This is a genomic window from Tardiphaga sp. 862_B3_N4_1 (genome assembly GCF_051811085.1).
Classification (GTDB): domain Bacteria; phylum Pseudomonadota; class Alphaproteobacteria; order Rhizobiales; family Xanthobacteraceae; genus Tardiphaga; species Tardiphaga robiniae.
Map to the genome: position 1 here is coordinate 1 of NZ_JBPWQB010000003.1, position 13698 is coordinate 13698.

11 protein-coding genes and 1 pseudogene are annotated in these 13698 nt (G+C 58.0%); 9 read left to right on the forward strand and 3 right to left on the reverse strand.

All coding sequences use genetic code 11. The features are described from left to right. From AB8B02_RS30575 to AB8B02_RS30585, 3 genes and pseudogenes are all read right to left on the reverse strand, one after another. A partial coding sequence (locus AB8B02_RS30575) for a PAS domain-containing protein (RefSeq protein ID WP_439065966.1) occupies positions 1-913 on the reverse strand: 913 nt, incomplete at its 3' end. 916 nt (positions 914-1829) lie between these two features. After that, positions 1830-2157 (reverse strand): annotated as a pseudogene (locus AB8B02_RS30580) (IS5 family transposase); the annotation flags it as partial. Between the two features lie 145 nt (positions 2158-2302). After that, entirely contained in the window at positions 2303-3295 is a 993-nt protein-coding gene (locus AB8B02_RS30585) for a SphA family protein (protein WP_439065967.1), read from the reverse strand. Positions 3296-4159: 864 nt separating this feature from the next. On the opposite strand from AB8B02_RS30585, the gene AB8B02_RS30590 reads away from it, so the two are divergent. From AB8B02_RS30590 to nhaA, 9 genes are all read left to right on the forward strand, one after another. Continuing rightward, positions 4160-5134, forward strand: coding sequence for a formylglycine-generating enzyme family protein (locus AB8B02_RS30590; RefSeq protein WP_439065968.1), 975 nt, complete (start codon positions 4160-4162; stop codon positions 5132-5134). Further along, positions 5131-5640 carry a hypothetical protein gene (locus tag AB8B02_RS30595; RefSeq protein ID WP_439065969.1) on the forward strand — a complete coding sequence of 170 codons (510 nt, stop codon included), beginning with the start codon at positions 5131-5133 and terminating at the stop codon, positions 5638-5640. Before AB8B02_RS30590 ends, AB8B02_RS30595 begins: the two co-directional genes overlap by 4 nt. 14 nt (positions 5641-5654) lie before the next feature. Further along, positions 5655-6116, forward strand: coding sequence for a YidH family protein (locus AB8B02_RS30600; RefSeq protein ID WP_439065970.1), 462 nt, complete (start codon positions 5655-5657; stop codon positions 6114-6116). Between the two features lie 95 nt (positions 6117-6211). Then, positions 6212-7756 (forward strand): arylsulfatase, encoded by a 1545-nt coding sequence (locus AB8B02_RS30605; RefSeq protein WP_439065971.1) that lies wholly within the window; start codon positions 6212-6214, stop codon positions 7754-7756. A gap of 105 nt (positions 7757-7861) precedes the next feature. Further along, a complete protein-coding gene (locus tag AB8B02_RS30610; RefSeq protein WP_439065972.1) occupies positions 7862-8239 on the forward strand; it encodes a DUF1622 domain-containing protein in 378 nt (125 codons plus the stop codon). A gap of 2 nt (positions 8240-8241) precedes the next feature. Continuing rightward, positions 8242-9231 carry an HAD family hydrolase gene (locus tag AB8B02_RS30615; RefSeq protein ID WP_439065973.1) on the forward strand — a complete coding sequence of 330 codons (990 nt, stop codon included), beginning with the start codon at positions 8242-8244 and terminating at the stop codon, positions 9229-9231. 30 nt (positions 9232-9261) lie between these two features. Then, positions 9262-9579 (forward strand): hypothetical protein, encoded by a 318-nt coding sequence (locus tag AB8B02_RS30620; RefSeq protein WP_439065974.1) that lies wholly within the window; start codon positions 9262-9264, stop codon positions 9577-9579. 481 nt (positions 9580-10060) lie between these two features. Continuing rightward, the gene (locus AB8B02_RS30625) at positions 10061-10990 is read left to right on the forward strand and encodes an HlyD family secretion protein (protein ID WP_439065975.1); all 930 of its coding nucleotides are present in this window, start codon (positions 10061-10063) and stop codon (positions 10988-10990) included. Positions 10991-12241: 1251 nt separating this feature from the next. Then, the gene (nhaA, locus tag AB8B02_RS30630; protein WP_439065976.1) at positions 12242-13435 is read left to right on the forward strand and encodes a Na+/H+ antiporter NhaA; all 1194 of its coding nucleotides are present in this window, start codon (positions 12242-12244) and stop codon (positions 13433-13435) included. Positions 13436-13698: the final 263 nt, after the last annotated feature.

Genomic DNA, 13698 nt, shown 5'->3' on the forward strand with positions numbered 1-13698 from the left:
TCTTTACTCGGTGATCCGCTTCGCGAGCGAGCAAACGTTGACGTTCTTGTGCGTTCTTCTGATTGGTCACGTCGATCACTACACCAACGAAGCGGTCCGGCTTACCATTCTCGCTGTAGAGGCACTCGCCGCGCATCTCGACCCAGCGGATACTCCCGTCTTTCTGAAGAAGCCGATATTCTTGAACATACTTTTCCTGGGTGAGGACAGCGTGGTTCACGGCATCGGCGATCCGCCGAACATCCTCGGGATGAATGCCAGCTAGATACTCCGACAACGGAGCACCTTTGTCTCCTTTGGCGGAATCGACCGAGAACATCTCAGCAAATCGCGCGTCGGAATAGAAGGTGTCGGACTGTACATGCCAACTGAACGTACCTACCATCCCAGAAGCGTTCAGAGCTTGTCGTAGTCGCTCCTCCGCGATGCCTAACGCTCGCTCTGCCAACACCTGTTGCGTTGTTTCCACGACAATGGCGAAAACGCCTTCCGGACGACCATCCTCGCCCAACACTGGGCTGTAATCGAGATTCATCCAGACCTGCTCAGGGACGCCTGAACGATGAAGGGTAAGCTCTTGGTTGCGGTATGACAGCGTACACCCGCTCAAGCCGACCTTCATCACGTTATCGTTGAAGTCGGCCACCTCCGGCCAACCGTCGCGGACCTTTGACCCGAACAGGAGGGGATGGCGTCCTCCGGCAAAAATAGAATAGGCGTCATTGTAAATCATGATGCCGTCCGGTCCCCACAGGAGCACAATGGGAACCGGGGAACGCAGCAATACGCTGACCGTGGTCTTCAAGCTTTCGGGCCACTCGGAGATTGGTCCCAAACCGGTGTCGGACCAATCAAGCGCACGAATAAGAGCGCCGTTTTCACCGCCGCCGAACGGGAAAGGTTCGTCAGACACCAAGCCCCTCACGGCCACCCCCCTTGATGCTGTTGGGACCTATTCCAATTCAGCGGAACACAGCTATCCCTCACCATTTTAGGCGTGTTCACACAAGTGGGAAATGGCTAAAGCCGGTCTCAATAGCGACTCCACCTCATCGACTTTGGCCGCTTTGGCCTGAGGCGACCGCTTCCGCGGCGCTGACACTTTCCTTTCGTCCGCCAAGTCCTTCGGAAGGTCGCTGGTCTCCTATTCGGATCGCTATGATGGGCCCATTCGGCGCGTTGCGTGTCTCGTGGCTCCCGCACATGGGCGCGCACTGAAAGGCTCAGTGCGCGCTGGTGCCGCGATTGCGCAAGCCGCAAAGTTCGGCCTTCCATAACGTGCGAACGGCGAATGCGCGCTGTTGCAACAAAGTTGAAATGTCCCGGTGCGCGCAAAGGAGATGTCATCCGGCGGCTATCAGGGGCGGGAAGATAGCGCCGCGCAGACTTTATAGCGGCGCTTGCGGGCAAATCGAAGCATCTCAGCCCTTAGTCGGGACGGCTGCTTTTGGCCAATTCTGCAATCTGAGCCCTCGTTAAGAGTGTGGCTGGTGGCTTTGGCTGCTGTCGACCATCGTTTGGTCTCGCATCGATGCGGTCGGTCGCTCCATACCAAACTATGCTGAAAAACGTCCACGCCATCAGCTTCCAAGATGGCTGCAGATCGCACCATGCCGCGACGATAGGCAATGGCAGTCCGAAAATGAGGGGTCGCACGACCCAGCATTGCCAGGCATTTCGTGTGTCGATCTTCAACAAGGTTCGCGCTCGCGCCAAAATGGTAGGTCGCCGAACACTCCCTTTTGGTTCGAAAAATCCGGTGTTGCAACAAAGCCGAGATGTCCCGGTCTGTGCAGAGCAGGGCCTCGCCGGTCGTCAGTTCAAGTCCGCACCGGCATTCCATTGGTATTGACGCAAGCGTGTATTTTTGGTCGTCAGCCCACCTCTCGACTGGCCCATCAGCCTTGTTTCGGCCCCACCCGCGCAACCGCCGTGCTGATGTACGCGGACAATGGAGGTGTCGATCATCTGGACACAGCCATCATGAGTTTCTTCGAGGGCCTCCATGATTAAGTCCCAGATGTCCGCCAACGCACAAACCGGTTGTAGCAGGTCGTGTAAGGCCCAAAGGACTCTGGCAGATCGCGCCATGGCGCTCCTGACCGCAAATTTCCAGAAGGTGCCGTTGAGGACCCGTCGGTCGTCCACCCTCGGCACCGTCACGCCGTCGCGATTGACTCTTTGCAGACATTGAACCTAACCGGCGTCTGAACCGAACTGGTTCAATCTCAACTACATGCCAAGGCCTCGGCCGTAGGTCCAGTAATCAGACGCCCTACGTGCTGGTCGATCCCACAACTCTTCAGAACTTCGTTTTGATCGCACCGGCGGGAACGTTCGCGTCCATTGCGATCGGTAGGGACACTGTGAGAAAGCCGGATGTGCCCTCCATCCGATTTTCTACCGCAAATTCGCGGAAGACTTTGAGGCGCGTTGAAATGGGAAGCTTGCCGACTTCAAATGTGTAGCCGATCGATCCGCCGAGCGCAACCACGCGCCCTTCAAATGATCCGAGGCGAGCGCCGCTTCCGGAATCGGCGGTCAACTGCTGATAATAATAGCCGACTAGGCCAAGTGTGAATTCCTTGGAAATGTATTTCGTCGCTGCCCATTCAAGGTGAAATTCGTCGCCGCTCTTGTAGTCCGTAGCGGTGTTCGGCTGATTGAACGTGAAGCCCGCGCTTGCGGAGAGATCCCAGCCCAGTGTCGGATCGAGCCACGTCAGCGCTGTGAAGACGTCAATGGCCGGGCGGTTCAGCGACGCGTTCGAGAGCTGCCCGGGTACGTAAGTCCCGGATGGGATCACGCCGCCGACACCGACTTGCCAGTGGAAATTTCCGGAATGCCAGCCAACGAAGGAATTGATGAAGAAGTCGCTGAGAGCCAGTTCGGAATCTACTGCGTTGACGCCGATCGGTCCGAAGCGCGGCGAATTCACCAAGAGATTAGCACTTACCCTTGGCTCTCCAAATGGTGTGGTCAATGAGAACGCCAGATCGCCACCAAGGATCTTGGCCGGCGTCACCCAGATCGTTGTCGGGAGGTTGATCCACGTCTGCTGCGACACATTTGCGACAAGAAGACCGCCCGTGGGCAAGGTTCTGCCGGCGCCCAGTTTTCCGCTATAGAAATATGTGTCGTCTTGAAAATAGACGCCAGGCGGAGGAGTGAATCCAGCGCCGGGACCTCTTGTTCCGAGTAGATAAGCGCCAGTTCCGCCTTCGGCGGCAATCGATGGCCGGGGAACAATCGAGATCGCGATCAACGCAAGAGCTGCACAAAAATCACGTCGCATCTGTCACCCGCAGCACGAAAGTGAACTGATATTGGCAGATTATATTCGCGCAATCTGATCACAGCTCCGTCGCTATTACAACAGATGTCCCACTCTGGCGGCGACGCGATCATCCGCTCGTCACATATAAACCGTCAGGACATTGATTAGAATTCGCGTGAGTGTTCAGGTCTTCAATAGCGCATAAAAGTTACGGACATGAGAGCAGGCGGGTATCGTCATAATAGCGAAGTATCATTGCCCATTGACGGCCGAAATAATACGGGCAGAGTGTAGCAACCTGAAGATGTCCGCGCCTGTCGCGGATAAAGCAGTGTTCCCAGGGCTTCCGAAGCTTGAAAGGGTCCAACATGCATTCTTTCGTGGTGAACCATATTCTTCCTACTAGCTACAGGCTGCTCCAACTTTTCCGCAAATCGACATATGCGGTCGGTATTTCTTGCGCATGCGTTGCGTGGAATGTCACACCCGCCGCATTTGCATTCAGCCCAGGCGTCGAACTCCAGCAGCAGGTTCGCAATTACGGTGACATAACGCAGGTGCGTGCGCGAGGGCGTGTTGCAGTGCGCACCAGGACGGCGGTCGGTCCGAGAGGCGGCGTGTATCATAGTAGAACGGTTGTTCGCGCAGGAGCCGTGGGGCGCCCAGGATATGCCGGCGGCGGAGTTCGGTGGGTTCGTCCTTACGGCTGGCCCAGAGGCGGTGCGATAGCGGCAGGCGCGGCCATTGGAGTCGTGACGGCCGCCACCGCTGCGGCCTGGGCCGGCACTCCTCCGGCGCCTGGCATGTGTTGGTACTACACGGACTCATCGCGGACCCAAGGTTTCTGGGACTATTGCCGATAAATGCCGGGAGCAGCCTGTCATGACACTGTCGGACGCCGCTCCGGAAGAGATTGAACGGCCGGTCGACGTCTCGGACATGGTCCGGATTCCGGGCGGCATATTCCGCATGGGATCCGATGACCACTATCCAGAGGAAACACCTGTTCACCGAGTTAAGGTGGAGGGCTTCTGGATCGACCGGACGCCGGTGACAAACCGCCAGTTCAAGACGTTTGTCAGAGCGACCGGCTACAAGACGTCTGCCGAAATTCCGCCGGACCCGAAGGACTATCCGGGTGCGCTGCCGAACATGCTGTACGCAGGTTCATTGGTGTTTGCGCCGCAGCAGAGTGTGACCAATCTGCGCGACTGGAGCCAATGGTGGCAGTTCCTAAAGGGGGCCGATTGGCGTCATCCCTACGGACCGAAGAGCAACATCAACGTCCTCGATCATCATCCGGTCGTGCATGTGTCGTTCGCCGATGCCTTGGCCTACACGCAGTGGGCGGGCAAGGACCTGCCGACCGAGGCCGAATGGGAATTCGCGGCGCGCGGCGGTCTCGAGGGTGCTGAATTCGCATGGGGCGACGAGTTCACGCCGGACGGCGTCCATATGGCCAACACCTGGCAAGGTGAGTTTCCCCGTCAGAACCTGAACACGGACGGATATGAGCGCACCTCGCCGGTGACGGCGTTTCCGCCGAACGGCTACGGCGTACACGACCTGGTCGGCAACGTTTGGGAATGGACGACAGACTGGTATGCGCCGAAGCACGAAGCTGATGCGCCCAAGGCTTGCTGCATTCCAGAAAACCCGCGCGGCGCTCGGGAAGAGGGCAGCTACGACCCGGCCCAGCCCGACATCAGGATCCCACGCAAGGTCATCAAGGGCGGGTCGCATTTGTGCGCGCCGAATTATTGCCGACGCTACCGGCCGGCGGCGCGCCATGCGGAGCAGGTGGACACATCGACCAGCCATCTGGGATTTCGCTGTGTCGTGCGGGGCATGACATGACGGCTGCTCCTACTTCAGCGTTCGCGCGCCGCCTGACCTCAGCCGCCATCGTACTGTCCGTCGTCCTCCTGTTGCTCGGCGCCTACCGATACGGGTGGTCGATGGAAATCCATCGTCGGTTCTGGGTGGACATCTTCGAGCGCCTCCACGGACCGATGACGTTCCGCTTCTATCTGCAGCCCATGATGGCGCTGCTGGCGGCACTCCCCGACGGCATCCGCGATGCGCGGCTCGGCCACCGCTCGTTCTTTTGGTCAGCGTGGTGGGACCGTAACGCGTCCACGGGGCGGCTGCGGGAAGGTGTAACATCCGTCGCGCGTATCGTGCTGCTCGGCATCAGCATGGACGTGATCTACCAATTTAAAGTGCTCGACCGTTTCTACCCGGTAGAAGCGCTGATGATGGCGATCATGCTCGCTGTCATTCCATATTTCGTCTTCCGGTGGATCGTCGAGCTGATTGCTCGTTGGTGGTTCGCGCGGACGGGCACGGGCAAGGCTATGTAACACAAGGACGTTCGATGATCGAAAGCGTGTCGTCCAAGTCCCCCGCCGACCAGATATCGGTCGAACTGTCGTCGCGCCGGACGGGGATGTCGTTTCAGCGCACCCGGATGAGCGCGGATCGCACCCTTATGTCGGTGATCCGGACATCGTTGTCGCTGATCTCGTTCGGCTTCACGATCTCCCAGGTGTTCGAAAAACTGCGCGACCAGAACGTGATCACGCACGGTGCTCCCGCTCGCAACTTCGGCGTGACGCTGGTGGCGCTCGGCATCCTGATGCTGATCGGTGGCCTGATCTATCACCTGCAATTCATGGTTCAACTGCGCGAAGAGCGGAAGACCATGGCCGCCGACGGGCTAATCCATGCCCAGAGCAGCTTTCCGGTCTCGCTGACGCTGATCACCGCGGTATTCCTGTTGTTCATCGGCATCGCCGCGATCGCCAGCATGATGTTCCAGGTCGGGCCGTTCGGTTGAAAGTGGAGGGCCGGCGCGTCCCATTGAGACAACGACAAGTTTGAGACCAGAAGAGACCCTGTAATTCAACAGATGCAAGAATGGGAGCTACTCGAATGGCCAAAAGCAGCAAGCCGAACATCATCATGATCATGGCCGACGACGTCGGCATCTGGAACATCAGTGCCTATCACCGCGGCATGATGGGTGGCAGCACACCGAACCTCGACCGTATCGCGCGCGAGGGCGCGCTGTTCACCGACTACTACGGACAGCAGTCATGCACTGCGGGACGCGCGGCATTCATCACGGGGCAGACGCCGTTCCGGACGGGACTATTGAAAGTCGGATTGCCAGCGGCGAAACAGGGACTGCAGGACTCGGATCCGACCATCGCCGAATTCCTTAAACCCCTCGGCTATGCGACAGCGCAGATCGGCAAGAACCATCTGGGCGATCGCAACGAATACCTGCCGACGGTCCATGGCTTCGACGAGTTCCACGGTATCCTCTACCACTTGAATGCAATGGAAGAACCCTACTACCCGGATTATCCGAAAGACGAGAAATTCCACACAAAGTTTGGCCCGCGTAACATTATCAGTACCGTTGCCACAGACGTCGATGATGCAACGGAGGATCCGCGTTGGGGCCGCGTCGGCAAACAGAAGATCACCGACGCCGGTCCACTGCCGCCGCATCCCGGCATGGATCCGGCCGCAAAGGTGAGCATGGAAGACATCGACGCCGATCTGGTGAAGCGCTCATGCGACTTCATCGAGCGCTCGGTGAAGGCCGAGAAGCCGTTTTTCCTCTGGCACAACTCTACGCGCTGCCATTCCTGGACGCATCTGTCCAAGCAATGGGACGGCAAGACCGGCTATGGCTTGTTTGCCGATGCAATGGCCGAGTTGGACTGGGTCGTAGGCGAGTTGCTCGCCAAGCTGGACGAACTCGGCATCGCCGACGAAACGATCGTGATGTTCACCAGCGACAATGGTGCGGAAATCTTCAGTTGGCCCGATGGCGGCAATCATCCGTTCCGCGGCGAGAAAGGCACTGTCTACGAAGGGGGGTTCCGGGTCCCCATGCTCGTCAAGTGGCCTGGGGTCATCAAGCCGGGCACCATTATCAACGAAATCGTGTCGGCCGAAGACTGGATGCCGACCCTCGTCGCGGCTGCCGGCGGCGATCCGGATCTGAAACAGAAGCTGCTCACTGGCTACAAGGCGGGAACGAAAACCTTCAAAAACCATCTCGACGGCTACAACTTCATGCCGTTCTTCCAAGGCAAGGTCACCGAGAGTCCGCGAAGGGAGTTTTTCTATTTCAGCGACAACGCCGACCTGATGGCGGTGCGTTATAACCAGTGGAAAATCACCTTTAAGACCATTGTCGGCAACTTATTCAGCGGCAAGGAGGACTCTACCAACGTCCCGCTTGTAACCAACCTGCGCGTCGACCCGTGGGAGCGATACCAGACCGAGTCGACGTCCTACGGCGAATGGTGGGGGAAGGCACTGTGGGTCATGATGCCCGCCATGGGTATCATGGGTCAGTTCCTCGCTACCTTCAAAGATTACCCGCCCAGCCAAGCTTCCGGATCACTCAGCATTGAGAAGGCATTGCAGGCGTTGCAGGAGGGGGGCCGGAAGAACTGAACAGCGCCCAGTAATCGTGGAGCGACAGCGGACGATGACGGCATAGACATCGTCCGCTCGAAACCGGTCGGGGCGACGTTCAGTTCGAAGTGGGAATGAAGACGCATGAAAGAGTGGCTGATCTATGCGACCGAGAACGCCATCGTCGTCATTGATGCACTGGCGCTCGTCATTATCGTCGTGGGCACGGTGGAGGCCTTCTTCAGCGGCATGCGTGCGATGCTGGGGTCGCCGTCCGGGCATGAGCGGCGCGACGTCTGGCTACGCTACGCACGCTGGCTGGTGGCGGGGTTGACGTTCCAGCTTGCCGCCGACATCGTCGAGACTTCGATCACGACCGATTGGAACGCGACAGGGCGGATCGCCGCGGTCGCGCTGATCCGTACCTTCCTCAACTACTTCCTCGATCGCGATCTGGAGGAAGTGCGTGGGCGGCAGCGCGAGACAGGCGCAGCGCCGGCGAAGCCGGTAGGAGGGAATTGACGATGCCCACCAGACGACGCCTGTTGGCCCTCCTGTTCGCGTTGTCGGTCATTGACCTCGCCGCCGCGCAGCCGTCGACGGATCCGCTGCAGTCGTGGAACGATGGTGCGGTCAAGAAGTCCATTACGGATTTCGTCTCGCGGGTGACGACGGAGGGCGGTCCGGACTTCGTGCCCGTCGCCGAGCGTATCGCCACCTTCGACAATGATGGTACGCTGTGGTCCGAACAGCCCGCTTATTTCCAGGCCGCCTTCGCGATCGACCGCGTCAAGGCGATGGCCCCGCAGCATCCGGAATGGAAGACACAGCAGCCGTTCAAGGCATTACTGGAAGGCGACGGGAAGGCGCTAGCCGCTTCGGGTCAACGAGGCATGTTGCAGATCGTCGCCGCCGCCCACAGCGGCATGACTACGGATGAATTTTCGAAGTCGGTCGTTGAATGGATCGCGACCGCGCGGCACCCCCGCTTCGGCCGTCCCTACACGCAGCTTGTCTACCAGCCGATGCTGGAACTTCTGGCCTACCTTCGCGCCAACGGTTTCAAGACCTTCGTCGTTTCCGGCGGCGGCGTCGAATTCATGCGACCATGGATGGAGAAGGTCTACGGCATTCCGCCCGAACAGGTGATCGGCTCCAGTGGCGTCGTCAAATTCGAGATGGGCGCGGATGGGAAACCGTCGCTGCGCAAGACACCCAAAATCGAGTTCGTTGACGACAATCATGGAAAGCCTGTCGGCATCAACCGCTTCATCGGCCGCCGTCCAATCTTTGCATTCGGGAATTCCGATGGTGATCTCCAGATGCTGCAATGGACGGCAGCCGGTCAAGGCGCGCGCTTCATGGGGATCGTGCACCATACCGACGCCGAGCGAGAGTACGCGTATGATCGTCAGTCGAAGGTCGGCAAGCTCGACAAGGCGCTGGATGAAGGCACCGCGAAAGGCTGGACAGTGGTCAACATGAAGCAGGACTGGAAGACGGTTTTTCCTTGATCTCGAAGGCACAACCTGAGGAGCAAACGAATGTATAAACCGATGCTTGCTGCTATTATATGCCTTGTCTCCTTTGCCGCGACAGCAGAGGAAGAATCGAAACCTGCGATCAAGAAATGGCGGGCCTGTGCTGACGCTACAGCAACCCGATACGCAAAAAGTACGGAAAGCGCTCTCGTTGTCTCGCGTTTAGCAATATTGTCGTGCCGTGCTGAGAAACAAGCAGCCTGGCAAGCGTTGTCACAGGAAAGCGGGGCACACTTTGCGGACGATTACGTGGAAACAGTCGAGCGTCGTTACACCGATTTGCTAGCAATCGACATCGTGGAAATGCGGCTGAAACATTGAATTGACGCGCAAAGCATCTATGAAAACGCGCCACTGCATGAGCCGTCAGAAAACGGTCTTTGAGATAACGCCGCCAATCCGTCGGAATGTGTAGCCGATCTGTTCGTGGATCTCGCAGCGGGACGGTGATTGAGCGCCCAGTGGTTGGCGGTCCGCCGGATGGCCGCGCGTCGCGACGGACCTGCGGTCGCAAGGCCAATCGTGGTCCGGCTGCGATATCGAGGGGCGGAGTCGCTGGATCGCGCCGCGCCAGAGGATGCATTCACAGCAAGAGCAAAACTGATCCTATCTGGCGTGAAGGACGAAAATATTTCGTATCTTTGATGTCACGGGCTGTAGCAGTGCAGGGGGCGCGACTTCTTTGAATAATGTGTTCAAGATATCCACTGCGCACTTGATGACATAGCACATCAAAGTCGTTCCTACCTACACTCGTTGTAGAAGACGTGTGAACTAATAGTAGCCGGACCCGGAGCTCCTCATGGTTCTAATTGCCGTTTTGTACCTGCTGGTCGTTTGGCTCGTCTTCACCAAGCTGAAATGGTTTCGCTGGGGATGGGGGACAGGGACGGCTACCATCCTGATGGGACTATTAGTTTGCGCCCTTTTCGCAGGTTTTCTCAGCTATCTTGCGCCAACCGGACGCGTCGTGGTGCTCAGCCGCGTGATCGAAGTTACGCCAAACGTCTCGGGTCAGATCACCGACATTGCGGTGAAACCGAACCAGATGGTCAAGGCAAAAGCAGTGCTCTTCAAAATAGACCCGGTTCCCTATGAGACCCAGGTACGCGCGCTCAGGGCCCAGCTCGGCTTCCAGGAACTACGCCTATCTCAAATGAAGCAGCTAGAAGCGAGCAGTACCGGCAGAGCTTTCGACGTGCAGGAGCGTCAGTCGGAGGTCGACCAGCTCCAGGCTCAGCTTGAGAAAGCGCAGTACGATCTTGATCAGACAACCGTGGTCGCTTCGGCCGACGGGTATGTCACCAACCTCGCTTTGAGCAAGGGCGACCGAGCGACGTCCTCAAAAGCAGTGATGTCGTTCCTGGTCGCCGACGCAGTACAGCTTGTCGGAATCTTCGGCCAGAATGGTTATCAGACGATCAAGCCGGGGGCCCGCGTCCAGCTCGCGCTTTCCAACAATCCGGGCCATCTGTACGAGTCGGCTATCGGTGACATTGTCAGCGGCGTTGGTGAAGGTCAGATTACATCGTCCGGTACCATCACAAGGGTGACATCGCTATCGATCACATCGGAGTACCCGGCGATGATAAACAGGCCAAATGGCCTTAGCGCAGATTCACTGCGCCCCGGCATGTCTGGAACGGCTACAGTATATGCTCCGAATTCGGCTCCGTTTGATTTCTTTGGCTGGGTACTTCTCTACGGAAGAGCGCTCGCGCTTTATTTGTGACCTCGTGGAGAACCTAGAGACATGTGGCAGATATCAACATGACGCAGACTTGCCCGCCTGACCCAGTCGACGTCGACGGTGTGCTGAGCGAGGAAGTGAGATTCGCATAAGTTACATACGGGATAGCAGCTCGCGATTGAACTTCTCCAGCGGCCTCTCAGCGTCTAGCAACTACGTAATCCTGAGCGCATGGTGCCTCTGTGACACTGTGGCCCTAACTACTTTTGCGAAGGCGCAGTTGGTCGGATTCTATCATACCTGAGGTCAATTGGCGCGGTTCATGGCTCCTGGAGAATATTAAGCACTCATTAACCATGTGCGGTGCTTGTAGGCAGCATGTCATAACGTAGGAAGTCTCCGAATGTTTTCCGCTCATCAATGCCTCGGAATACTAAGCATCGGCTGCTTCCTGCTGATTGCATTGCAGATCGCAACCGGCCTGAGTTTTCGCTGATCCAGTAGCTTTCCCAGATTCCATCTCAGCAAATCTTGTCGGCATCTTTGCGGCCCGGAACCCACGGAGTAACAGTTCGCGACGTTCCGACGCAGTCAATATGACGCGCCTAATTGCGGTTTCCGCTTCGACTCTTCTGGTTTAGCGTTTGGTCGTAGAGCAATTCGATGACGACGCGATCCGCGACCAAGTCTATCTGTTGGCCGAATTCATCACCGTTTTTCGGTGGGATCTGTTCGGAGCGAGGTCTCTGTTGGTGCATCTGCAGCCTTGGCGTCTATTGGGGGCTGAGCCACGTTGTTACGCGAGAGCGAAACCCGGGATAGTCATGGCGACGCATTGGCGCAATTCACACGGCAACAGGTCGAGGTGCTCCGATCGTGCAGCAATCTATGTCTTCATCTCAATTGCGGTCGCCATTCCCGTATTGGCAGGTTCGGCGTGTGCCGTGGCGATGATTGTGAAGTTTCTTCGATGACTCGGCTGCATGGCAAAGTACGGAACTCTCGCGCTGGCAGCGGTCAGCACTGGTCCCTGTAGCCGGCATTGCCTCGCCTCAGCGCTCTCGATCGCGCGGTGCTTAAGTTCGACACCATGACATTCCCGTTGAAATCATCGGCACCAATGAAGCAACAGCGACGATGCTTTAGTGTCTCCCCACATATGACAAGCCTGGTGCGGTGATGGCGTCTCCAGGACATTGAAAATGACGACCGTTGGGATCGCTGCATCAATCAGTCCCGGTGCCAAAGGCCGGAAAGCATTGAGGCAAGCTCTGACAAGTGGCACTATCACCTATGCACTCAATATCTAAGCCGAAATCGACATTCCGCCGCCTGTTGACCAGTGAAGCAGGCGGCGGAATCATTTTGGTGATCGCAGCGGCCGCCGCGCTGGTCGTCGCCAATTCTCCTATGGCAACAGCGTATTTCAGAACGCTACAGGTGCATGTTGGCGGCCTTTCCGTGCTTGAGTGGATCAACGATGGCCTCATGGCGGTGTTCTTCTTGATGGTCGGCCTCGAAATCAAACGGGAGTTCATTGAGGGCCAGCTCGCGACTTGGCCGCGCCGGATTCTTCCTGCGATAGCAGCCCTGGGTGGCATGGTCGCCCCGGCGCTTGTTTACGTCGCATTCAACCTCGGCAGTTTCGAGACGCTGCGGGGCTGGGCGATCCCCACGGCGACCGACATCGCCTTTGCGTTGGGCGCGCTGGCTTTGCTGGGCTCACGGATCCCGGCGTCGTTGAAGATTTTTCTGGCAGCGCTTGCCATCCTCGATGATCTCGGCGCTGTCAGCGTCATCGCAATCTTTTATACTGACCATCTCGCGCCGGCATGGCTGGCGGCCGTCGTTGCGACATTCGGCATTTTGTTGATGCTCAACTATTTCAGCGTCACAAAGCTGACGCCTTATCTCGTGATGGGTGTCGTCCTTTGGTTCTTCATGCTGAAGTCCGGCGTGCATGCGACGCTTGCTGGCGTTGCGCTCGCGCTGTCGATGCCTCTGGCGCGCACGTCGTCTGCCGATCTTCCGCCCTTGTTGAAGCTCGAGCACGCCATTCAAACGCCGGTTGCCTTTCTGATTGTTCCGATCTTCGGCTTTGCAAATGCGGGTGTTTCGTTCGCCGGCATGGATTGGGCCGTTCTCACGGCTCCCGTGACGCTTGGGGTCGCAGCCGGTCTATTCTTCGGCAAACAGGTGGGTGTGTTTTTGGCGACTTGGGCGGCAGTCGGCCTGAGGCTCGCGGTGCGGCCAGACCATGCCACCTGGCTTCATATTTACGGCGTAGCGCTACTCTGCGGCATCGGCTTCACGATGAGCCTGTTTATCGGAATTCTGGCGTTCCCCGGTGCGGCGGTGCTGCAGAACGAGGTTAAGGTGGGTGTGCTCATCGGCTCGGTCACCGCTGGCGTACTCGGGATGCTCGTGCTGTCCCTTACGAAAGGGAAGACAAGCCAACCGGAAGCGCGTAGCCCCGCCGCTGCTTGATATGCTGCTGCCGATCGCGGGCAGCATCGGCCTCGCTGACAGTCCCATAGGACGTAGCGTGTACGCTGCCGCCTCTGCCGATGCCGCCCATTCCCGGATCACGGCCCATTCGCCGAACAAGGTGGGTTGAATATCCAGTTTGTAGAAGCGCGACATGTTTTGCGTCGGGCCAACGCGGGTGAGCGAGGCGAGGGCCTTTTGAAGCTGGGTCCGGTCTTAGCGCCGCTCGCTGCTTCCTAAAGGGCCCAGTCCTATTGCTGCCG